This window comes from Acinetobacter sp. 802_lipA (assembly GCF_058242885.1).
Genome location: NZ_JBZAYP010000001.1, coordinates 1473334 through 1496061, shown reverse-complemented (window position 1 = coordinate 1496061; position 22728 = coordinate 1473334). Strand labels below are relative to the sequence as shown.

Genomic DNA, 22728 nt, shown 5'->3' with positions numbered 1-22728 from the left:
GTGGGTAAATGGCAAAAGCATCGTGGACTTCAATAGGTGTAGTGATTGCTTTAGGTCTGAGTCTGATCCACCCGATGGGGGCTGTTGCAAAAACTGCGGCAGCCCCCGCTTTTGATGATGAACTGGAACAAGGTTATGTTGAGGTTCCAATTGAATCAATTCAACAATTTGTGCAAATCTACGGTTTAGTCAAAGACAATTATGTGGCTGAACGTAGTGATGAAGCACTGTTTCAACAGGCCATTAAAGGTTTAGTCAGTGGCTTAGACCGTTATTCTCGCTATTTATCTCCTCAAGAATATAAACAACTGGTGCAATATACCGAAGGGGATTTGGCTTCAGTTGACTTCAGCTTAGAGTTTGATTCTCGCTTACAACAATGGCTGATTCGTGGATTAAAACCTGACTCAGATTCCAGCAAACTGGGCTTAAAAAATGGGATCTCCGTTTTTAAAGTGGATGATCAAGAGCTACGCAAGCTCAACCATGCTCAAGTCAATGAATTACTCAGTGGGGCGATTGGTAGTACCGTCAGCTTGCAGTTGAAAGCCAACTCAACCCCGATCAATTTAGTCCGAACCAAAAAGGTTGAAACCGATATTCAGGCGCAACTGTTGAATAACCAAGTTTTGGTGCTCAAGGTGCGGGTATTCCAGCAGGATACGGCCAATGAAATTCAGCAACTGATTGAAGAGCATCAGTCTTCGCGTTTAAAAGCGGTCTTGATAGACCTCAGAAATAATCCCGGGGGGCTGTTGTCTGCCGCAGTTGAATCTGCCGATTTATTCTTAAATCAAGGGGTGATTGTTTCAACTCAAAGCCGTTCCGAAGGGGATCAGCAGTTTCAGGCCTTACCTAGCCTCGAGTTTCAAAATTTAAAAGTGGGCATTTTGATTAATGACCGCTCTGCATCGGCTGCGGAAGTGTTTACCGCTGCGTTGAAGGAGCATGGACGGGCGTGGGTGATGGGTGAAAAAAGTTATGGTAAAGGCGTGGTGCAAAAACTGTTTCCGCTTTCCAATGGTGCAGCCTTACAAATGACCGTGTCACACTATTACACCCCAAGTGGGCAAATGATTGAGGGGGTGGGGATTGCACCGAATCAAGTGTATCCGATGCCACATGAACTCAAAGACGAAAGCTATGTTGAACATGTGGCAGAGATTTTAATGAATCGTCGTTAAGTCTTTAAACGGAATCGTCTTCGCCATCTAGCCCGAATTTTTTCAAGCGATAACGTAAAGAACGGAAAGACATGCCGAGCTTTTTAGCCGCCAGTGTTCGGTTCCAATGGGTGAGATTGAGCGCATTCATCAAAATTTCTTTTTCAATTTTTTCTAAATACAGCTCTAGACCCTCTTCGGGCAATTTACGCGAAGGCACATGACTGAGCTGATCATTGCCAACAGCACCTTGTTGCGTGGCATTGGCATAGCTGGTCTGAGCAATCGGTCGCAGTGGAGCTGTTTGCAAGTGTGGTAAGTCGATACTGCTTTCATCACTTAAAGTGATGGCACGTTCCATCATATTGCGTAGTTCACGCACATTGCCTGGATAATATTGGGCCAATAAAAATTCACGTGCACGTTCACTCAATGCTTTGACTGGGATGTCCCATTCTTGGCAGATTTTCTGAATGAAATGTTGTGCCAAAAGAATAATGTCATTGCCACGCTCACGTAGAGCAGGCAGTACAATGTCCATGACATGGATGCGGAAGTATAAATCCTGACGGAACTTGCCTTGTTGTACCAGTGCTTCTAGGTCTTGATGGCTGGCACTAATCACACGAAAATCGACATCAATTTCCGTGTCACTCCCAATTGGGCGAATGCGTTTTTCTTGTACCGCGCGCAGCAGTTTCACCTGCATAGTGAGCGGTAACTCGGCAATTTCATCTAAAAATAAACTGCCGCCATGTGCAGAGAGAATCAGCCCTTGTTTGTCTTGAGTGGCCCCTGTGAAGCTGCCTTTACGGTGTCCAAACAATTCACTTTCCATCAGTTCGGTCGGTATGGCACCGCAGTTAATGGCCCTTCATTGCGATTGCTCAGGCGATGTACCAGATTAGCCACCACTTCTTTGCCAGTGCCTGATTCACCCGTAATAAAGACAGGGGCTTGCGAGCGTGCAATTTTCTTTAAGGTTATGCGTAGCTGTTGAATAGGAAGGGACTGACCAATCAGCAGACGATGTTCAAGCGTATCTTCTTGGATATGCAGCTGATTGATGGGTTGATTAAAGGCTTTTTGTAAAAGTTGCTCTAAATGTTTTTGGTTGATTGGTTTACTGACAAAATCAAACGCACCAGCTTTAAGTGCTGCAATCGCAATATCCATATTGCCGTAAGCAGTCAGCACTGCAACAGGCAAATTAGGATAATTTTGAGCAATAAAATCGACCAAGCTCAGACCATTACCATCGGGTAAATTAAGATCGGTTAGACAGGCATCATATTGATGCGTTTTCAGGGCTTGAACCGCCTCTTGTAAGCGATAGGCAATATGTGTATCAATCCCCATCCGACTTAAAGACATTTGCATCAGTGTACATAAGTCTTGTTCGTCATCCACCAATAAAACAAGTGGTTTTTTTTCCACGTTTAACCCCAAAAATTACACGTCATTGTTTATACGGGGGCATTCAATCCGAAAGCATGCCCCTATTTTTTGTTCTACATAGTATAGCTTAGCTTGGTTGGCTTCGCAGAAACTATGGGATAAATATAATCCTAACCCAGTTCCATTGATTGAGGTACTAAAAAACGGTTGAAACAGGGTGCTTTGATCCTGAGTGGCGACCGCTTCACCAAAATCGCAGACATCAATGTGGACGAGGTTTTTATAGCTATAGACTCGAATGTGAATGTGCTCGGCTTCAGCTGCATTATGCCGAATGGCATTTCGAATCAGGTTGATCAGCACTTGCCTCAGTTGTTGTTCATCAAACTGAATCTGAGCTTGATCGGAAATGCGGTAATCAATTTGATCTTTGACATCGGGCAAATCTTCAACGATAAAACGTTCTAAAAAAGAGGCGACATCAATCAAGGTCGGATAGGTTTCTTTACTGCGTGCCATGTTCAGTGTATCGCCAATAATTTTATCAATCCGTGAGGCTTGTTTGGCAATCATGTTATGCAACAGTTCTTGTTGTGGGTCGTTAAGTTGCATTAATTCATTGGCTTGCGTGATGGCTGCCAGTGGATTGCGGATTTCATGTGCAATGCTGGCAGAAAGTTGACCCAGTGCAGCCAGTTTGAGTTGTTGTACACGTTGATTAATTTTTTGTGCATCTTGCAGGACGAATAAGGTGAGTGTCTGATTCGGTACTTGTAGTTTTTGAATTTCGATCTGAATTTGAAAGCGACTCAGCTGGGATGTAAATTGGAATTTTTCTCCATTCTTCAGTTGGTCGAATTTGAGGAGTTCAAATAAATCAGGCTGTGCTTTGTACAAAGGATATTTATCGTGAGCATAAATCGGGGAGATACCCAATAATGCACATGCGGCAGGATTACTCAGCACCATGTGGCAGTTTTCATCGAGCACCAAATAGCCGAGCTCGGTTTGCTCTAAAATATAACGGTTAATGTTTTGCAGTTGGTCCAGTTCTTGGGACTGATAGAAGTTTAAATTTTCAAGGACTTGAAAACGTCGTACTGCAATTTGTCCAGACCCATAAACCACAAAGAACAAAAAGGAGAGCACGGCACTGTTGCCAATGGTATTCAATGAACTAATTGAAAATAGCGTTCCAATAAAGTGTTGATAAACCAGTGTAATCACAGCAATCAAGGTAATGATGAGTGCTTTTTGTTTATCGACCAATACACAAGAGGCAAAGATCGTGATCACAAACAATAAACTTAACTGTAAGTTCGGACCGTCGGTGGCGAAAGTGAGTAAGCTGAGGCTAATGACATCGATGATAAACAACAAGGTGAGCTGAAGTGGTATGCGCTTGCGCACATGCTTGAGGCTCAATAGCTGAAAGGCACTGATAAAAATAAAGCCAATCAGGACAGAACGATACAATATTGGATATTGATAATTTGAAAACAACTGCTCATAGGTCAGTAGATAAACCAACAACAAACAGCAGCAAATAAACAGTCGATAAGACGCATACCAAACACCTAAACGGTATTGATTTAACTGAATATTGGTAGAGTATTGCAGCATGCGGGTGTTAGTCAGCTTGCATCAGGGTTTGATTAAGCCATAACGAATAGCAAGGTGAGTCAGCTTCACATCACTGTCGATATTGAGCTTTTCAAAAATTCGGTAACGGTAGGTATTGACCGTTTTTACGCTGACAAAAAGCTTGTCAGAAATTTCTTGTGCACTGATGCAATTCACGACCATCATCGCCACCTGCATTTCACGTTCAGACAGAGCATCAAAAGGTGAGGTTTGTGTATCCGATAGATAAGAACTGGCCAGTTGTTCAGCAATATCAGCGCTGAAATATTTACCGCCTTGCATCACTTTATTAATCGCACGGACCATTTCGGTCACGGGCGCACCTTTGGTAATGTAGCCTTTGGCGCCAGCTTTGAGTAACAGGGAAGGATAAGGCTCTTCAGCTAGGCCACTGACTGCCAGTACTTTGGTCTCGGGTGCGGTTTGCAGTAAGCGGCGTGTGGTTTCAACTCCACCAATACCTGGCATGTTGACATCTAACAGAACCACATTTGGGTGATGTTGACGGACGAGGTTAATTGCTTCTTCACCAGATTCAGCTTGGCCAATGACTTGAACATCGGCATGGTCCTCGAGCATTCGACAAATCCCTGTACGTACTAACTCATGGTCATCTACCACTAAAACTGTGATCACCTAGCTCTTCCTCACTATAAAAACCATATTTTTTGTTACATAAAGCAAAATAAGCTTGCAATGAAACGACAAAATTAGCAATCCTATTCTTAGGCTTATTTGAAAAGATATGCACGCTGTCGACGGCAATGCTGTTCGCATTGTGTACAAATGTAAGGCATATTGGCGTGAATACGCAAAAGTATCTGATGGGTTATGAAGTTGAGTGAAGAAAAGTGAAAAAATCAAATAAATTTTTAATGCATCTATTGGGATGGTCGATTGCAACGACGGTCAGTACCCATAGCTTTGCAGACTTGGTGATGAATCCGGGCTCGGGCCCTAGCCAAGCAAGCATGAGCTGGTCTGCAGCAGATGCAGAACAGCTTCTGAATGATGATCTCATGGAAGATCCTGAAGAGTACGCTCCTCAGGGTTCAACAAAAGTCACCACCAGTATTCGCAGTTCTAACGGTGTGGTGACGAACAATAGTACCTCAAAAACGGTACAAATTTTCGATACCTCCAAATATTCCAACCAACCCAGTGTGAATGCTCGTGCAGCACTGGTGATGGATGGCAATACAGGTGAAGTGCTGTACAGTAAAAACAGTAATACCGCGCTGCCGATTGCTTCGATTACTAAGTTGATGACGGCCGTGGTGATTTCAGATGCGCGTTTAAATATGTCTGAAAACATTACTTTACAGCAAGCGGACTTTTCGTGTTCGGGTTGTAAAAGTTCAAGCTCGTCCCTGCGTGCAGGAGACAGTATGAACCGTGCAGAGGCATTGTTATTTGCATTAATGAAGTCAGAAAACCCAGCAGCATCAGCGCTTGCACGGACGTATCCGGGTGGTCGCTCAGCCTTTGTTTCGGCGATGAATGCCAAAGCCAAATCTTTGGGTATGAATTCAACCCATTATATGGAGTCGACAGGTCTACATCCAGGTAATGTCGCTTCAGCACGTGACTTGGGTATTTTGGTCAATGCCGCATCACAGTATGGTCTGATTCGTCAGTTCTCAACCACAGCCAGCTATGACTTTAACTTGGGCTATCGTGTATTGAAATCAAACAATACCAATGCCTTGGTTCGTAATGGTGGTTGGAATATTAATATTTCAAAAACAGGTTTCATTAATGAAGCCGGTCGTTGTGTGGTAATGCATACCACTTTAAATAACCGTCCAGCAGTGGTGGTGTTATTGGGTGCGGACTCATCTGCAGCACGTACCAATGATGCAACGCGCCTAATGAACTGGGCAAGCCAATTACCAAAACGTATTTAACCCGACTTTGTTTTTGTTCACTCAACAACGAAAATTGAGTCATAAAAAAGCCCTGCATATGCAGGGCTTTTTTTTGTCTTCTCTCAATTACATGTTTGAAAGAATTGAATCGCGAACTTGTTCTAAAGTTGCATCGATTGACAGCATGACCGCATCAGAACATTGTTTGATTGCAGTATCTGGGTCTTTTAGACCATTACCTGTTACGGTACAGACAATCACAGAACCTTCCGCAATTTTTCCAGCTTTGATGTCACGGATTGCACCGCCAATCGACGCTGCAGAAGCAGGTTCTACAAAGACACCTTCATACATTGAAAGTAAACGCTGTGCTTCTAAGATTTCAGCATCAGTCAGTTCATCGAACCAACCTTGAGAGTCACGAACCACCGCTTTAGCATGGTTCCAGCTTTGTGGATTACCAATACGGATTGCCGTTGCAACTGTTTCAGGGTTCTCAACGGGTGCACCACGTAAGAATGGCGCAGCACCTGCTGCTTGGTAACCAACCATAGTTGGTAAGCCTTCAGGTTTTGGACCCGTGAACTGATCTGTTTCAGCATCGTAAATCACTTGCTCAAATTGATCTGCAGGTTGGTTGGCAACGGCTTCGGTATAACCCATCCAGTGTGCAGTAATGTTCCCTGCGTTACCCACGGGTAGGCAGTGGTAATCTGGTGCACGGCCTAACTCATCTACGATTTCGTAAGCAATGGTTTTTTGGCCTTGCAAACGGTACGGGTTGATTGAGTTTACGATCGTTACAGGGGCTTTATCTGCAATTTCTTTGACCAGACGCATACCGTCATCGAAGTTACCGCGGATTTGCATGGTGATGGCACCATACATCATTGCTTGCGCCATTTTACCCATGGCAATTTTGCCTTCTGGGATTAACACAAACGCTTTGATGCCTGCACGCGCTGCATAAGCCGCAGCCGCAGCTGAGGTATTACCTGTAGAGGCACAGATAATTGCTTTTGAGCCCTCTTCAACGGCTTTAGTGACTGCCATGGTCATACCACGGTCTTTAAATGAACCAGTCGGGTTTAAGCCCTCGTACTTCACATAAATTTCAACATTTTTGCCAATTAAACGTGGAATGTTCTCGAGTTTAATCAGTGGCGTATTACCTTCACCTAAAGAAATAGCGCGAGTAGTTGCAGACACTGGTAAACGGTCGCGATAACGGTCAACTAAACCAGTATAACGATTGGCATTCGACATGATGATGTTCCAATTGTGTGTAGAGCTTGGTGAGGAAGAGAAGAGCGTTCTTTTCCTCAACCCGATTAATTATCAAGCGATTCTAAACGAATTCGCACGATTTCGCCATGAATGACGGGTAAGGCTTGAATTTGAGCAAGTGCCTCGTCCATTTTTGATTCAACGACAGGATCAGTCAAAATCACGATTGGAATAAGGTCTTTTAAGCGTGGTTGTTGCATGATGGCATCGATACTGATGCCCGCACGACTGAGAATCGTGGTTACATCGGCCAAGACGCCCGTTTGATCTTCTGCATTAATCCGGATGTAATAACCTGTGGTCATTTCTTCACGGCTTAAAATTGGCACATTGGTCAGTGCTTCGAAGGCCAATTGTGGAATCGTTCCAGCACCGTCTTCGGTATAAGAGATATCACGGACGATATCAATGACATCTGCAACGACCGCAGAAGCGGTTGGACCTGCACCTGCACCTGCACCATAGTACAAGGTTGGGCCGACAGCATGTGCTTGTACCAAGACGGCATTTTTAACGCCGTTGACATTGGCAATCAGTTCTTCGGCAGGGATCAACGTTGGGTGAACACGAAGTTCGATGCCATTCGCTGCGCGACGAGCAATCCCCAAGTGCTTGATACGGAAACCTAGTTCCTCAGCATATTTCACATCTTGCGCTGTGATTTTACTGATGCCTTCGGTATAGACTTTGTCAAACTGTAGCGGAATACCAAAAGCACACGACGCTAAAATCGTGAGTTTATGCGCAGCATCAATGCCTTCGACATCAAAAGTTGGATCTGCTTCAGCATAGCCAAGCTCTTGCGCTTCTTTTAATACGTCTGCAAAGGCACGACCTTTTTCACGCATTTCAGTCAAGATAAAGTTGCCTGTACCATTGATGATACCTGCTAACCAATTGATCTTGTTTGCAGCTAGACCTTCGCGCATCACTTTAATGATGGGAATGCCCCCTGCAACCGCAGCTTCATAGGCGATTTGCACGGCATTGTCATCCGCCAGTTTGAACAGCTCATTGCCATGTTCTGCAAGTAAAGCTTTGTTCGCGGTGACCACTTGTTTGCCATGCAAAATGGCTTCTTTAATAATTTCGTAGGCAGGATGGATACCACCCATGACTTCAACCACAACATCGACATCAGGCTGACGCACAATGTCGAGTAGGTCAGCACTTTGCTTGACCTCATCGCCTAAGTCTAAGTCTGGACGAGGGCGGCGTGTGCCGACATAGGTAATTTGAATTTCACGACCGGTGCGACGTTTAATCTCAGCAGCATTTTCTTTTAGTAGTTTAAGGGCACCACCACCCACAGTACCAAGACCGAGGATTGCCAGACGAACTGGTTTCACGTCACACTCCAATTTACTTATATATATTGAACCAAGCCTAGATCATAGCTAAAAAAACTGTGAGACTCTAGGAAAGAAATCATTTTATGTTCAACTATAAATATTAGTTAAATAACAAATAAAAATTAGTTATTTAAGGCGATTTAATAATTCACTTGGGGCCAAATAGCCACCGAGATATTCACCATCTTCATTGTAGATCGCAGGTGTCCCATTTACGCCCATGTTCAGACCCAACTGGTATTGATCTCGCACTGGATTTTTACAGGTCGCTGGTGGAAGTTGAGCACCTGAAATTGCTTGATCAAAGGCAGCTTGACGGTCTGCACTACACCACACACTTTCCATGGCTGGCATGAACTGTTCGCCACGCGGCCATGCAATGTAACGCACTTCAATGCCTTGAGCTGTGATTTCAGGGATGTGTTCGTGCAGTTTATGGCAGTAAGGGCAGCTGGCATCGGTAAAGACATAAACCACATGCTTGGTCTTGCCTTTGGCTTTATAAACCAGTAAGTCTTCAGTTTTGAGCCCTGCTAGAAGCTTTTTGTTGGCTTCAGCTTGCAGATTGTCGCTGACGTTGTGGAGGGTTTTATCGCCCAAGCGAATCACATCACCTTGGATAATATATTTACCATCTGCCGTGGTATAAACCGAGCTCATCCCTTCAAGATTGACCCAAAATAAATTTGGTACTTCAGTGGTTTTGATATCGATGATTTTGGCATTGATATTGGCTGTTTTGAAATGCTTTTGAAGGGTATCAATTAAACGTTGTTTTGCATTACGTTCCGTCAAGGTCGACGCTTCACCTGTGGCTGGTGCGCTTGCTGTTAAAGAGTCTTGTTTTTTTTCTTCAGTGTTATTTGAACATGCTGTAAATAGAACACTTGAAGCAATGGCACAGGCAATGAACAATGGTTTACGGGTAAATAACATAGATAACCCTTTTTCTTTTGACTTTATAAAAACAGAGCACCAAGCATAGCAAAAAAAGTACAGGACTCGGTAATACTTCGTAGTCTTCGTGCTAAAAACAGCCTTAAGTTATGGATGATCAAGACCTTAAGCCCTTGGGTGATGGCTGGCATGCAGTTGTTGCATACGCACTTGCGCGACATGGGTATAAATTTGTGTCGTGGACAGATCACTATGTCCCAATAGCATTTGTACCACACGCAAGTCGGCGCCGTGATTGAGTAAATGCGTTGCAAAAGCGTGTCGTAAGGTGTGTGGAGACAGTTCAGCCTGAATTCCTGCTTGTAAGGCATAGCGTTTAATGGCGTACCAAAAGTTTTGCCGACTCATAATGCCGCCATGTTGAGTTAAAAACAGATAGTCGGTTGCAGATTTATATAATTGCGGGCGGGATTCAATTAAGTATTTTTCGACCCATTCCACTGCGATTTGTCCCAAAGGTACCAAGCGTTCTTTATTGCCCTTACCTGTAATTCTTAAATAGCCTTGTTTTAAATTGATTAAGTCTAGGCGTAAGTTCAGTAGCTCAGATACACGCAATCCACAGGCATATAAGACTTCAAACATGGCACGATCACGGAGTCCGAGAGCGGTTTCAATATCTGGAGCTTGGATTAAGGCATCTACGTCTTGCTCGGACAAATCTTTAGGCAGTGCGCGGCCAATTTTGGGTGTTTTATGTAGCGCAACAGGGTTGTCTGAACGCAGTTTTTGTTCCCGTAGAAACTTAAAAAAAGAACGCAGAGCAGACAGACAGCGCGCAATGGAGCGCGGGCTTTTGCCTTGCTTGGTGAGGGTCAGCAGAACATCGGCGACATCGTCACTGCACCATTCAGGCATGCTCACCCGACTACACTCGCTGCACTGCAATAAGTCAGAGAGATAAGCATTTCGGGTGTGTGGGCTGACGGTTTGTGCAATGAGATAATCTTTAAAGCCGTGTAAAAAACTGAGCTGAGTTGGAATTTGAACAGGCGCAGGCACACGCGGTTTTTTATTTAACATAAAGCTCTCAAGCACATCATCACGGAAAGACAAAAACAAGGAATAGGGGTTTTATTCAATGTAGTGTAATCATTCTCGCTTGTCGATGTGTTATAACAGATGCGAATCATTATCGAATCTGATTTGGTAATTATTCTCATTTGTTTGTATACTGTTCAAAATATTAAAGGGTTGGATGCGGTGCGTTTATCTGATTTAAAAGTCAAACAAACTGCCATCATTAACAAAGTGAATCATACTTTGGATGGCGAAGCTCAGACTGATTTGGTGGCTAGTCGTCTTGAAACATTAGGCTTTGTCGCAGGTACAAAAGTACAGGTGATTACCAAAGGTGTTTTTGGTGGCGATCCAATTTTAATCCAAGTGGGTTTTACACGTTTCGCCTTAAGAAAAGTTGAAGCTGAAAAAATTGAAATTCAAGTCGAAGGAGCACCTAGATGAGTGATGCCTTGCGTGTTGCCCTTGTAGGTAATCCAAACTGCGGTAAAACTTCGTTATTTAACCATCTCACTGGAACACGCCAAAAAGTAGGTAACTATGCGGGTGTAACGGTTGAGCGTAAAGTTGGTCAATTTACTCTTCCTTCCGGTCAAGCGGTTCGCGTTCTGGATTTGCCAGGGACGTATAGCTTAGACGCCACCAGTCCTGATGAAATGATTACCCGTGACGTGGTGATGGGAAAAATTGCAGACGAAGGTCAGCAAGATGCTTTCTTATGTGTGGTTGATGCAACCAACCTCAAACTTCACCTTGGTTTAGTGATTGAACTGATTGCATTGGGCCGTCCAATGTTAATCGTTTTAAACATGATGGATGAAGCACGTCGCCGTGGCATGCAAATCAATACCCAAAAGCTTTCTGAGCGCTTGGGTGTGCCGATCGTTGAAACCGTTGCGGTGCGTAACTCGGGTATTGAAAGCCTGCTTAGCGCTTTAGAGCAGGGCAAATATGCCGTGCCTTATACCGAGCTGACGGGTTTAAAAGGCGACACTGCACATGAGAAAGTAGAAAATTTATTACATGACGCTGTGCAGTACGTCGATGAAGAAGACAAGCGAACTGATTTTCTAGATAAGATTTTCCTACATCCAGTTTTGGGTTTAGTTAGCCTTGCAGTGATGATGTTTATTGTCTTCCAAGCCGTTTTTGCTTGGGCAGCGCCGTTTATGGATGGGATTGAAACCTTCTTTGGTTGGCTGGGTGAAACCATTGGTGCATCCATTAGCCACCCTTTACTTAACAGTTTGGTGGTGGACGGGATTATTGCGGGTGCGGGTGGTGTCGTGGTGTTCTTACCGCAGATTTTAATTTTGTTCTTCTTTATCTTGGTATTGGAAGAGTCGGGTTATTTACCGCGTGCCGCGTTTTTGCTGGATAAGCTGATGTTTAAAGCAGGTCTTTCTGGGCGTGCCTTTATTCCATTGTTGTCTAGCTTTGCCTGCGCAATTCCGGGCATCATGGCATCGCGTACTATTAGTGATCCACGTGACCGTTTGACTACGATTTTTGTGGCACCGTTAATGACGTGTTCTGCACGTTTACCTGTATATGCCTTGTTAATTGCTGCTTTTATTCCTGAACAAACTGTTTGGGGGATCTTCAATCTGCAAGGTTTGGTGTTGTTTGCTTTATATATGGCTGGGATTGTGAGCGCACTGTGTGTATCTTTCGTTCTGAAATTCTTCCATAAAGACAAGTCACAACATATGTTGATGATGGAGTTGCCAAGCTATCGTTTCCCTGACTTAAAGAATATTTGGATTGGTTTACTTGACCGTGCCAAGATCTTCTTGCGTCGTGTCGGCGGCATCATTTTCGCATTGTCTATTTTGTTGTGGTTCTTGTGTACTTTCCCGCAAGCCCCAGACGGTGCGACTTTACCTGAAATTGATTATTCATTTGCCGGTATGCTCGGTCATTTACTGCAACCAATTTTTGCACCGCTGGGTTTCAACTGGCAGATTTGTATTGCCTTGATTCCAGCCATGGCTGCTCGTGAAGTCGTGGTGGCAGCTTTAGGTACGGTATATGCCTTATCCGCTGTTGATGAAGATGCCATGTCACAAGGTTTGGCTTCACTGATCAGTAGTGGCGGTGAGCTCGGCTGGTCGGTGGCGACTGGTCTGTCTTTATTGGTGTGGTTTATTTATGCGCCGCACTGTTTGGCGACTTTGGCGACGGTCAAACGTGAAACAGGTTCATGGAAAACCGTGAGTTTTATGACCATTTACTTGTTTGGTTTGGCTTATTTAATGTCATTCCTGACCTATCAAATTGCAACGCACTATTTGGGCTAATCGGCGTAAATAGGCGAGGAGATTGAGATGATTGAAATTCTAATTGTTGCTGGTCTAGTGATCTGGAGTGCAGTGGTGGTATTTAAGAAAGTATTTCCTAAGACATCGGGTTCAGTTTTCATGTCCTTGTCCATGCTGTGTGAGGCTCGCGGTTGGACCCGTTTAGCGACGTGGTTAAAGCCGTCAATGGCTGGCGGGTGTGGCGGAAACTGTGCTTGTCCAGCAACAGAAGACAGTAATGCGAAAAAGCCTGAAGTCCAAGCGGTGAAGTGGAAATAAAACGATTTTTGCTCACAAATAAAAAAGCCGTCCGACAGGGGCGGCTTTTTTACGCACTGACACAAAAAAAGTGCAGGAAAGTCAAAACAGAAAAAGCATTCAAAACAGCAAAGTGCTAACATTTCCGCAGATAAATCTCAGACCAAGCATGGGGCGAAAATGTTAATACAACGTGGTGGACTTAAGGTCGTTGCAGGGCTCGGCATTTCTGGTGTTGCAGCGGTCAATTTTTTACATAACCAAGGCTACCGCGTTGCAGTAACGGACTCTCGATCAACCCCGCCCGGTCATGACCAAATTCCAGCAGAGGTACAAACCAGTTTTGGTCAGTTTGACGCAGAACTGTTGTTGTCTGCTGAAGAAATCATTATTAGCCCTGGGCTCGATCCGAAATTACCTGAAATTCAAGCTGCGATTGCCAAAGGCATTCCCGTGGTGAGTGAAATTCAAATCCTACGCCGTGCAACAGATAAGCCAATTATGGCCATTACTGGGTCGAATGCAAAAAGTACCGTGACAACCTTGATTGGTCTGATGGCTGAACATGCAGGCGTGAAAGTCGCGGTAGGCGGGAACCTTGGTCGCCCAGCGTTGGATTTAACCAAAGATGAGCCAGATTTATACATTTTAGAACTATCCAGCTTTCAGTTAGAAACCACTTCAAATTTACAAGCTGAAGTTGCGGTGGTGCTGAATATGAGTGAAGACCATCTTGACCGTCATGGCGATATGATGGGCTATCACACCGCGAAGCATCGCATTTTCCAAGGTGTGAAAAAAGTCGTTCATAACCGTGATGACTCACTTACTCGTCCTTTGGTCCCTGATGCTACGCCAATGCAAAGCTTTGGTTTAAATGCGCCTGATATGAATCAGTACGGTGTATTAAGAGATGACGACGGTACGATCTGGTTGGCTCGTGGCCGCACACGTTTATTGAACAGTGCAGAGATGTATATTCAAGGCACACACAATGTGGTCAATGCATTGGCCTGCTTGGCTTTGGGTGAGGCAATCAATCTTCCACTTGAGTCGATGTTGGAAACACTGAAAAGCTTTAAAGGCTTAGAGCATCGCTGTGAGTTTGTGAAAGACGTTGAGGGTGTTCGTTACTATAATGACTCTAAGGGCACCAACGTCGGCGCAACACTGGCTGCGATTGATGGTCTAGGTGCTGCGATTGAAGCCAAAGGCGGCAAAGTCGCGATCATTTTAGGTGGTCAAGGCAAAGGGCAAGACTTTAGCACTTTACGTGAGGCTTTGAGCAAATACGTGAAGGTGGCTGTGTTGATTGGTGAAGATGCGGCGTTGATTGAAAAAGCCGTGGCAGGAACAACGACCTTACTGCATGCTAAGACTTTAGAGCAGGCGGTTGCACTTTGCCAAGCCCATACCCAAGCCCATGATGTCGTGTTATTGTCACCTGCATGTGCAAGTTTTGATATGTTCAGTGGTTACCCACAGCGCGGGCATCAGTTTGTCGCTTGTGTGCAAGAACTCCACTAAAAATAATAAGGAAATTGAGATGGCTGAGTTTGCTCAGACAACGATCAATAAAATTAACCAGTTTTATAGCCGTTGGGCGCCGCGTGTACCCAGCGAAGTGACACCACGTAATGTGTTGATCTTCTGCGTCATTGCGTTGTTGTGTTTAGGGTCGATCATGGTTGCATCTGCGTCGATGCCTTATGCTGAACGCCTTCATGAGAATTCATTTCACTATGTCCTTCGTCACGGGATTTCAATTGCTGTGGCTGGCGTTTTGGCCTATGCGGTATACCGAGTTCCGCTCAATGTTTGGTTCAATAACACCTTTCCGTTGTGGATTTTGACCATTTTACTGCTGGCCGCTGTGTTGGTCGTCGGTACGGAGGTCAATGGTTCAACCCGCTGGATTCGTGTTGCGGGCTTTACGTTACAGGCTTCTGAGGTCGCCAAAGTGATGATGGCGATTTTCACAGCGGACTATGTGGTACGCCGTGCCGAAGAAGTAAGAAATAACATCAAAGGTTTGATCCGTCTCGGCATCATTATGCTTTTGACGGTGGGTTTGATTATTGCGGAGCCCGACTTGGGTGCAACCGTGGTGATTAGTTTGATGATGCTCGGTATCTTCTTCCTTGCTGGCGCGCCGTTGATTCAGTTTGGTATGGCTTTTGGTGCAATTTTTGCGGCCTTTGTCTTTCTGATTGTATTTGAGCCTTACCGTTTTGAACGTCTAATGTCTTTCTCAAACCCTTGGGAAGATCCGCTAGGTACTGGTTACCAGCTTTCGAATGCCTTGATGGCCTTTGGGCGTGGTGAATGGTTTGGTGTAGGACTTGGCCACAGTGTACAGAAAATGGCCTACTTGCCTGAAGCGCATACCGACTTCATGTTGGCCATTTTAGGCGAAGAGTTTGGCTTTTTCGGGATCACTACGGTCTTAATTCTGTCCTTTACCATGTTGCTGTGCTGTATCAAAGTCGGTCATCGTGCCTTGAAAAATCAGTACTTGCGTGCGGGTTATTTGGCTTATGGGGTATCGATTATTTTCTTACTGCAAATTTTGGTAAACGCAGGTATGAATATGGGGATGCTGCCAACCAAAGGTTTGACGCTACCTTTTATTAGTTATGGAGGTTCATCACTGATTATGTGTGCAGTGATGATCAGTTTGATTTTGAAAATTGATGCAACAACACAAAGTGCTAATCCAACCAAAGAAGAATCCAGCTTCTAAGCGGGTTCTTCTTTCATCACGCTTTCCGCAGACGAAACTCATTTTTCGTTTTATGCGGATAGCGTTTGAGTCCTTTCTAAATTGTGTTTCTCATCAGCACATCTATCTATCATTCTTTTATGATGAATGTGACTGTAATGGTCTAAATTTTTTGAATTTGCTTCAATTGAAACGTTGAGCGCTATACCTCGCGTTGAATTTCTGCCGCGATGGTTTTGCTATAAATAGGTACCATGCAGGGTAGTACGGTATGGAATCAGCGAAACATCCCATTGTGCAATGGCTTGTTGCAACATTTGTTCAGGGGTGTCTAGCTCAACAGTTGGCTGATTTAGAGCACGTATCGCTTGAGCGAGTAGTGTAGATGCTTGGTTAAGATCCAGCGCCTGTGCCATGTTTTGTTTAGACAACTTTTGCCCTTGATCATTCATAGCTAAAGGCAGATGCATATAGCTCAGGCGCGGGTAATCTAGGAGCTGACCTAAATAAATTTGGCGCTCGGTATTATCCAATAGATCTGCACCACGAACCACATGGGTGATGCCTTGTAGGTAGTCATCTACCACTACCGCTAATTGATAGTTGATAATGCCATCGCGGCGTTTCAGTACAAAGTCACCGAGCTCATGTGCCAGTTGTGAGCAGTGTCTGCCTTGCAGAGCATCATCAAAACAAATCTCGACATCTTCCACTTTGACGCGAATGGCTTGTTGCTCAAAAGGCAGAGCAAGGTCACGGCAGGTGCCTGCATAAATGTGGTTAGAACCGAGCATTTTGCGGGTGCACTGACAAGCATAGACCAGTTTGAGTTGATGCAGTTGTTGAATCACGTCTTCATATAGGTCGAGACGATCTTTTTGGAAAATGATCTCCGCATCGGGCTGAAAGCCGAAAGCCTCGATACAACGCAAGATATGGCTTTCACTGCCAGGGTAAATACGCGGGATATCGGTATCTTCGATACGAACCAACCATGTGCCTTGATGTGCTTTAGCTTCGCAATAACTGGCAACGGCTGTGATGAGTGAACCAAAATGCAAAGGGCCGGTTGGCGATGGCGCAAACCGACCTGAGTAGCGAGTCAGCGAAACATCGTTTCGCCGCTGCGCAAGAGCCAAGCGATGCTTGGCTGGAGAGTTATCAACAGTCACAGTTAACCGTTATTTTGCTTCTCTTTGATTTCTGCCAGTGTTTTGCAGTCAATACATAAAGTCGCAGTTGGACGAGCCTCTAAACGGCGCAGACCAATTTCGATACCACAGGTTTCACAGAAACCATAGTCATCGTTTTTAATCGCTTCAATTGATTGCTCGATTTTGCGGATGAGTTTACGTTCACGGTCACGTGTACGTAGTTCAATTGCAAACTCTTCTTCTTGTGTCGCACGGTCATTCACATCAGGCAAAGCGGTGTTTTCGTCTTGCATGGTGTTGAGTGTACGGTCAACTTCTGACATCAACTCTGCTTTCCATGCCAACAAAATTTGGCGGAAGTGCTCAAGCTGACCTTCAGACATGTATTCTTCATTTTTTTTCGGCTGATAAGGTTCAATACCAAATAAGCTTGCAGTAGAACCACCGTCAGTCGCTTTAGGCTTAGTTTTGCGCACACGTTTTGTAGATTTTTCATCTACAACATCAGTTTGTTCGTCTAAGACAGTATTTTGGTTGTCATTCGCCATTTAGGGCAATCCTCATCATATACGTATCTTTAATACGCAAAAAATATGGTGATATGCAAGTGTTTTTATCCACCCTCGAGGAGATTCACCCTCGGGGGTCGTCATCATATAGACTTTTTAAGTATTTTGATAGTCTTTGATGTTTGGATTAAATTGATCACTTTTTCGTAAGAGCAACTAAGGTAATTGAAAACGATAAAAATGAAAAGTTAATAACCTGAAATTTCAACATTTATTTTTTGCTGTGCGTGTAAGACACGTTCTACGTGGGTTTCATGGCTGCCATCTGCGTTTAATTGTAAAATACGATAACCTGGTGCTTGCTCATCTAAGGCGAAATGATCGCTTAAAGGTTTAAATTGGACACTAGTAGACGGCGTCGAGTAAAACTGAATACCATGCCACTCACGCCATGATTCTTGATGGACATGTCCCGACAGCACAATTTTGACATTGTGGTATTTGGCAAGAACCGCAGTGAGGTCTTGGGTGTTCTTGAGTTTATGTTGATCAATCCATTTTGACTGCATTTCAAAAGGATGATGATGACAGGCAATCACAATGTGTTGCTGGGCAAATTCTTGTAGGATCTGTTCCAGTTGGTTCAATTGTGCTTCATCGACCCAGCCATCGATTTTACCTTTGACAGCACTATTGAGTAAAACTACGCTCCAAGGGCCAAAGTGAATCATATGAACTTTGTTTTGCTGCTGATGAAAAGGGAAGTGCTCGGCATTGTCATGATTGCCCGGAACCTGATAAAACGGCGTCTTTAAACTCTGCATAAAGTCTAAATAGCGTTGATAGGTTCGAGGCACAGGTACTTGTGCCAAGTCACCTGTATGGACGATGGCATTCAGCTGTGGGTGACGCTCAGCAATATGTTGCATCACATGATGAAAGCTTTGCTCTGGATTCATACGTACAAACTCCAGATGATCTTGATCCATCAAGTGCGTATCTGAAATTTGGATAATGGTCCAATTTTTTTCATTATTTAAAGTCATGCCTGACCCCTTAGACATTCCTTGTCGTTTTAATCTGTTGTTGTAGCCATTGCAAGGCCATTATGACAGGCGCATTTCTGAGCCGACCATTGGAAAGTAATGTATCGATCTGCGCATAATCAATCAGGTGTAATAAAATATTTTCACCTTCATCGGGCATACCAAATACACCACCTTGTTCGGGTAAATCGGCCGCAGCACTATACAGATGAAACAGTTCCGCACAGGCACCTGCTGAAGGATAAAAGCTAAACAGATGTCGTAAGTGTTCAATCTGACAGCCTGATTCTTCTAATGCTTCACGGCGAATGCAGCTTTCAGGTGATTCATCACCATCGAGTACTCCCGCAATAATCTCCAGCTGCCAAGCTGAATCTTGATCATCCATAGCACCAATACGAAATTGTTCAATCAAGGCAAATTTTTGTTGTGCATCATCATAAATCAAGACACCCGCAGCTTCAGGACGCTGAATGAGCTCACGTGAAATCACAGCGGTGTACTCAGTTTGATTAAACAGGCGATGACGTAAATTTACTTTTTCTACTTGAACAAAACCCTGAAAAACAAAGGCCCTGTCTACAATTTGGACATCTTCACTGTGATATGTAGCTTGCTTAATTATGTTCATAAAGCGCAATCAGGATGAAATTTATCATTTCATCCTAACTGAGAATCGCATGATTACAAAAGGTTTTTTATCAACTTACACTTTTTGGTACAAGTTTTGTCCGGTTGCATGGAATTGTTTTTTCATGCTATCGAGACCGTTTTCAACCTCTTCTTGCTGAATTTTATTCAGCGTAGCATTTTGCTGATTTTGTGCATAATCACGCACGTTTTGTGTGATTTTCATCGAGCAAAACTTAGGACCGCACATCGAACAGAAGTGCGCAGATTTGTGCGCCTCCTTTGGCATGGTTTCATCATGCATGTTACGCGCCGTGTCTGGGTCAAGACTGAGATTAAACTGATCTTCCCAGCGGAATTCAAAACGTGCTTTAGACAGGGCATTGTCACGAACTTGCGCACCCGGATGACCTTTGGCCAAATCTGCCGCATGTGCTGCAATTTTATAGGTGATGATGCCATCTTTGACGTCTTTTTTGTTCGGCAGGCCCAAGTGTTCTTTAGGGGTGACATAACAGAGCATAGCAGTTCCATACCAACCAATCATCGCTGCACCAATCGCAGAAGTAATATGGTCATAACCCGGTGCAATATCGGTGGTTAATGGCCCTAAAGTGTAGAAGGGTGCTTCTTGGCAGACTTCAAGTTGTAGATCCATATTTTCTTTAATCATGTGCATAGGCACATGCCCCGGACCTTCAATCATCACTTGCACATCATGTTTCCAAGCACGATGAGTCAACTCACCTAAAGTGCGTAATTCAGAGAACTGTGCTTCATCATTGGCATCTTGAATACAGCCCGGACGTAGACCATCACCGAGGCTGAATGACACATCATAGGCTTTCATGATTTCGCAGATTTCATCAAAATGCGTATAGAGGAAGTTTTCTTGATGATGGGCCAAACACCACTGTGCCATGATCGAACCGCCACGAGACACAATACCAGTGAGGCGATTCGCCGTCATTGGAACATAACGTAATAAGACGCCTGCATGGATGGTGAAATAATCTACGCCTTGCTCCGCTTGTTCAATCAGCGTGTCTTTGAAGATTTCCCATGTCAGGTCTTCCGCCACCCCATCAACTTTTTCTAAAGCTTGATAGATCGGTACAGTACCAATCGGAACAGGTGAGTTACGGATAATCCATTCACGGGTTTCATGGATGTTCTTCCCTGTGGATAGATCCATGATGGTGTCTGCACCCCAACGGGTTGCCCACGTCATTTTTGCGACTTCTTCATCGATTGAAGAGCCGAGAGCCGAGTTACCAATATTGGCATTGATTTTCACCAAGAAGTTTCGGCCAATGATCATTGGCTCAATTTCAGGGTGGTTAATATTGGCAGGAATAATCGCACGCCCTTCAGCCACTTCTTTGCGCACAAATTCAGGCGTGATTTCCATCAAGTTATGCGCACCAAAGTTTTGCCCCGCGTGCTGACGTGCATCGACTCCTTCACGTTGACGCTGATTTTCACGAATAGCGATGTATTCCATTTCAGGAGTGATGATGCCTTGTTTGGCATAATGCATCTGCGTGACATTGTGGCCTGCTTTGGCACGACGTGGTTTTTGAATATGAGCAAAACGAATATCAGCGGTACGTATATCGTGTAAACGTTCTTGACCAAAGCTTGAGCTGAGGCTATCTAGCATTTCAGTATCGTTGCGCTCTTCAATCCAGCTTTCACGGACATTCGGTAGACCTTTGTTCAGATCAATACTGACATTGGTGTCGGTATACACGCCCGAGGTGTCATACACCATCACCGGTGGATTGTACTCACCGCCTAAGCCTGTTGGAGTTTCGGTCAGTTCAATCTCACGCATGGGGACTTGAATGTCTGGGCGCGAACCTTGGATATAGACTTTTTTAGAGGCAGGCAAGATACGGGTCAGATCTTTGGCATCTTGTTCATGTTGTGCTGAAATTTCAGCGGAAAGATTCGTTAAATGGTTCATTGCAATGATCCTTATGAATGACATCAACGAATCAAGCACGACCAAAAACGATGGCAATTGAAGCTATTTCTGTGTGTTGTTGATTTGCGGGTACAAATGCAACGGATGTATTTCTACTGGAAACAGTTCAATGAAAGGCGTTCAGTTTTTAGATGGCTTGATTCCTACGCAGGTCTTAACCTGATCAGGTTCAACGGTACTCAGCTTCAAAACTTTATTGAAAAGTCTTAGCTGATCTCAGCGAGCAATTACTCGCGCTCCGTCAAGCGATGCATCATCTTAACATGCACTGTTGTTAAAAACAGCGACCTTTTTATTCAAAGTGTGAAAGGATATCTGTTCAACGTTCTAAGCAAATGGCATCGCTTAAGCAGTCTTTGCCTTGATCGGGTTGGACCATACGTAGTTGAATAAAATGCGCCAATTGTCTTTGTAAGAGTTGATCTGCACCGAGGCGCTGCGCGTGAGCGGATGCAGGCAAGATGATTTGAGCCGCTCTTTGTTCAGGGCTGAGTGCCACAAACTTTAAAAATAAGCGCGCTTGATCCGTCACCATTGAATTTTTTAATGCGGCAAGGCGCTCAATTTCTTCTAAATAGTTGCTTTGCACGGTATAGCCGTCGTAAACGCGTTGAGTATCCAGTCCGATAAACAAGAGGGTGCAGTATAGATTCAATAGATGACGTGCATCTTGGTGGTAGCTACTTTTCGGATATTGCTGTAAATAGCTTTCCCAATACAGCGCACGATCTGCAATTTCTTTGGCGTCAATTTTGACCTGACTCCCAATCACGGCTGGGTATTGATTCTGTGTCGCCAGATGTTCAATAAACTCTTGCTCTGCGACAGGTAGATATGGCGCAAAAATTTTGGCTAAATATTCAGGGCTACGGCGGTAATGCACTTGTCCTTCGCCTGCATCAAACAGCTCGACATAAGACTGCCCTTGGTGTTTGATAAGGTATTGGTCACGAATGGTCAGTTGCTCAAAAAGACTTTGTTGAATGGTCGGATGTTGCGCCATTTCTAGAGCATAGCTTTCAAAAGCGCGCTGCTGTTGCGGCGTACGTTCGACCGATAAGAAGTCATGGTACATTTTATTGGATAAACCCAATAAATGCTTTTGTTGTTGAAAGCCGAGTAAAGGCAAACACAGCTTAAGATCTTGATTGATTTGCTCTAAAGCAAAAGTCGTACGCTGCGCATCTATTTCTGACATGTTTTTGTCAATTTTTTGGCACAAGTCGGTTAAGTCTAAGGTTTGAGTTGAAGACGCTTCTATTTGCGCAGGCTCTTGAAAGCTAACAGGTTCAGGTTTCTGACAGGCAGCCAACAGCACACACATGAAAATCAGTGCGTAAGGTTTAAGCGAAAATAAAGAAGAATGATTCACAGCGACTCGATCAAAAAACTCAGTTCAGCGACAACACAGTAGAGAAACTCCTTTTCTC

The 22728-nt window shown here is 44.3% G+C and carries 19 protein-coding genes, 1 pseudogene and 1 riboswitch; of the genes and pseudogenes, 7 read left to right on the top strand and 13 right to left on the bottom strand.

What is annotated here, in order from left to right; translation table 11 throughout:
• The first annotated feature begins 8 nt into the window (after positions 1–8).
• A complete protein-coding gene (locus AC4CU3_RS07520) occupies positions 9–1184 on the top strand; it encodes a S41 family peptidase (protein WP_078389588.1) in 1176 nt (391 codons plus the stop codon).
• Positions 1185–1188: 4 nt separating this feature from the next.
• Here the strand turns inward: AC4CU3_RS07520 and AC4CU3_RS07515 are convergent.
• The 3 genes and pseudogenes from AC4CU3_RS07515 to gacA all read right to left on the bottom strand — a co-directional run bounded on the left by AC4CU3_RS07515 (position 1189) and on the right by gacA (position 4841).
• Positions 1189–2543, bottom strand: a pseudogene (locus tag AC4CU3_RS07515) (sigma-54-dependent transcriptional regulator).
• A gap of 72 nt (positions 2544–2615) precedes the next feature.
• Entirely contained in the window at positions 2616–4184 is a 1569-nt protein-coding gene (locus tag AC4CU3_RS07510; RefSeq protein ID WP_279043179.1) for an ATP-binding protein, read from the bottom strand.
• Between the two features lie 21 nt (positions 4185–4205).
• Positions 4206–4841 carry a response regulator transcription factor GacA gene (gene gacA / locus AC4CU3_RS07505; protein WP_004692836.1) on the bottom strand — a complete coding sequence of 212 codons (636 nt, stop codon included), beginning with the start codon at positions 4839–4841 and terminating at the stop codon, positions 4206–4208.
• Between the two features lie 215 nt (positions 4842–5056).
• Between gacA and AC4CU3_RS07500 the strand changes: the two genes are divergently transcribed.
• Positions 5057–6112, top strand: a complete 1056-nt coding sequence (locus AC4CU3_RS07500; protein ID WP_153041792.1) for a serine hydrolase family protein — start codon at positions 5057–5059, stop codon at positions 6110–6112.
• Positions 6113–6199: 87 nt separating this feature from the next.
• Here the strand turns inward: AC4CU3_RS07500 and thrC are convergent, their stop codons facing one another.
• From thrC to xerD, 4 genes are all read right to left on the bottom strand, one after another.
• Positions 6200–7339 carry a threonine synthase gene (gene thrC / locus AC4CU3_RS07495; protein ID WP_004692833.1) on the bottom strand — a complete coding sequence of 380 codons (1140 nt, stop codon included), beginning with the start codon at positions 7337–7339 and terminating at the stop codon, positions 6200–6202.
• Positions 7340–7404: 65 nt separating this feature from the next.
• Positions 7405–8709 (bottom strand): homoserine dehydrogenase, encoded by a 1305-nt coding sequence (locus AC4CU3_RS07490; protein WP_279043175.1) that lies wholly within the window; start codon positions 8707–8709, stop codon positions 7405–7407.
• Between the two features lie 129 nt (positions 8710–8838).
• A complete protein-coding gene (locus tag AC4CU3_RS07485) occupies positions 8839–9648 on the bottom strand; it encodes a DsbC family protein (RefSeq protein WP_004692830.1) in 810 nt (269 codons plus the stop codon).
• A gap of 126 nt (positions 9649–9774) precedes the next feature.
• Complete coding sequence (gene xerD, locus AC4CU3_RS07480; protein WP_279043174.1) at positions 9775–10692, bottom strand: site-specific tyrosine recombinase XerD; 918 nt, start codon at positions 10690–10692, stop codon at positions 9775–9777.
• A 180-nt stretch (positions 10693–10872) separates the two neighbouring features.
• On the opposite strand from xerD, the gene AC4CU3_RS07475 reads away from it, so the two are divergent.
• The 5 genes from AC4CU3_RS07475 (at position 10873) to ftsW (ending at position 15990) form a co-directional block, all read left to right on the top strand.
• Positions 10873–11133, top strand: coding sequence for a FeoA family protein (locus AC4CU3_RS07475; RefSeq protein WP_010325703.1), 261 nt, complete (start codon positions 10873–10875; stop codon positions 11131–11133).
• On the top strand, positions 11130–12989 hold the full coding sequence (gene feoB, locus AC4CU3_RS07470; protein ID WP_279043172.1) for a ferrous iron transporter B: 1860 nt from the start codon (positions 11130–11132) through the stop codon (positions 12987–12989). Before AC4CU3_RS07475 ends, feoB begins: the two co-directional genes overlap by 4 nt.
• Before the next feature lie 27 nt (positions 12990–13016).
• Entirely contained in the window at positions 13017–13268 is a 252-nt protein-coding gene (locus tag AC4CU3_RS07465) for a DUF6587 family protein (RefSeq protein WP_078425933.1), read from the top strand.
• A 159-nt stretch (positions 13269–13427) separates the two neighbouring features.
• Entirely contained in the window at positions 13428–14774 is a 1347-nt protein-coding gene (gene murD, locus AC4CU3_RS07460; RefSeq protein ID WP_078390099.1) for a UDP-N-acetylmuramoyl-L-alanine--D-glutamate ligase, read from the top strand.
• Positions 14775–14793: 19 nt separating this feature from the next.
• Positions 14794–15990 (top strand): putative lipid II flippase FtsW, encoded by a 1197-nt coding sequence (gene ftsW / locus AC4CU3_RS07455; RefSeq protein ID WP_010325707.1) that lies wholly within the window; start codon positions 14794–14796, stop codon positions 15988–15990.
• Positions 15991–16208: 218 nt separating this feature from the next.
• Here ftsW and gluQRS read toward each other — a convergent pair whose 3' ends face one another.
• The 6 genes from gluQRS to AC4CU3_RS07425 form a co-directional block, all read right to left on the bottom strand.
• On the bottom strand, positions 16209–17141 hold the full coding sequence (gene gluQRS, locus AC4CU3_RS07450; RefSeq protein WP_279043167.1) for a tRNA glutamyl-Q(34) synthetase GluQRS: 933 nt from the start codon (positions 17139–17141) through the stop codon (positions 16209–16211).
• 2 nt (positions 17142–17143) lie between these two features.
• Positions 17144–17671 carry an RNA polymerase-binding protein DksA gene (gene dksA, locus AC4CU3_RS07445; protein WP_004692816.1) on the bottom strand — a complete coding sequence of 176 codons (528 nt, stop codon included), beginning with the start codon at positions 17669–17671 and terminating at the stop codon, positions 17144–17146.
• 209 nt (positions 17672–17880) lie between these two features.
• Positions 17881–18678 (bottom strand): 3',5'-cyclic-AMP phosphodiesterase, encoded by a 798-nt coding sequence (gene cpdA / locus AC4CU3_RS07440; protein ID WP_279043164.1) that lies wholly within the window; start codon positions 18676–18678, stop codon positions 17881–17883.
• 10 nt (positions 18679–18688) lie between these two features.
• The gene (locus AC4CU3_RS07435) at positions 18689–19309 is read right to left on the bottom strand and encodes an NUDIX domain-containing protein (protein ID WP_279043162.1); all 621 of its coding nucleotides are present in this window, start codon (positions 19307–19309) and stop codon (positions 18689–18691) included.
• 75 nt (positions 19310–19384) lie between these two features.
• Positions 19385–21277, bottom strand: coding sequence for a phosphomethylpyrimidine synthase ThiC (gene thiC / locus AC4CU3_RS07430; protein ID WP_279043160.1), 1893 nt, complete (start codon positions 21275–21277; stop codon positions 19385–19387).
• 144 nt (positions 21278–21421) lie between these two features.
• Positions 21422–21549: riboswitch (TPP riboswitch) on the bottom strand.
• A 68-nt stretch (positions 21550–21617) separates the two neighbouring features.
• Entirely contained in the window at positions 21618–22670 is a 1053-nt protein-coding gene (locus tag AC4CU3_RS07425; protein ID WP_005400992.1) for a hypothetical protein, read from the bottom strand.
• Positions 22671–22728 lie beyond the last annotated feature (58 nt).

Coding starts and splice junctions, on each gene's coding strand:
- AC4CU3_RS07520 (WP_078389588.1), top strand. CDS start 9: ATGGCAAAAGCATCGTGGACTTCAATAGGTGTAGTGATTGCTTTAGGT.
- AC4CU3_RS07510 (WP_279043179.1), bottom strand. CDS start 4,184: ATGCTGCAATACTCTACCAATATTCAGTTAAATCAATACCGTTTAGGT.
- thrC (WP_004692833.1), bottom strand. CDS start 7,339: ATGTCGAATGCCAATCGTTATACTGGTTTAGTTGACCGTTATCGCGAC.
- AC4CU3_RS07485 (WP_004692830.1), bottom strand. CDS start 9,648: ATGTTATTTACCCGTAAACCATTGTTCATTGCCTGTGCCATTGCTTCA.
- xerD (WP_279043174.1), bottom strand. CDS start 10,692: ATGTTAAATAAAAAACCGCGTGTGCCTGCGCCTGTTCAAATTCCAACT.
- feoB (WP_279043172.1), top strand. CDS start 11,130: ATGAGTGATGCCTTGCGTGTTGCCCTTGTAGGTAATCCAAACTGCGGT.
- AC4CU3_RS07465 (WP_078425933.1), top strand. CDS start 13,017: ATGATTGAAATTCTAATTGTTGCTGGTCTAGTGATCTGGAGTGCAGTG.
- murD (WP_078390099.1), top strand. CDS start 13,428: ATGTTAATACAACGTGGTGGACTTAAGGTCGTTGCAGGGCTCGGCATT.
- ftsW (WP_010325707.1), top strand. CDS start 14,794: ATGGCTGAGTTTGCTCAGACAACGATCAATAAAATTAACCAGTTTTAT.
- dksA (WP_004692816.1), bottom strand. CDS start 17,671: ATGGCGAATGACAACCAAAATACTGTCTTAGACGAACAAACTGATGTT.
- cpdA (WP_279043164.1), bottom strand. CDS start 18,678: ATGACTTTAAATAATGAAAAAAATTGGACCATTATCCAAATTTCAGAT.
- AC4CU3_RS07435 (WP_279043162.1), bottom strand. CDS start 19,309: ATGAACATAATTAAGCAAGCTACATATCACAGTGAAGATGTCCAAATT.
- thiC (WP_279043160.1), bottom strand. CDS start 21,277: ATGAACCATTTAACGAATCTTTCCGCTGAAATTTCAGCACAACATGAA.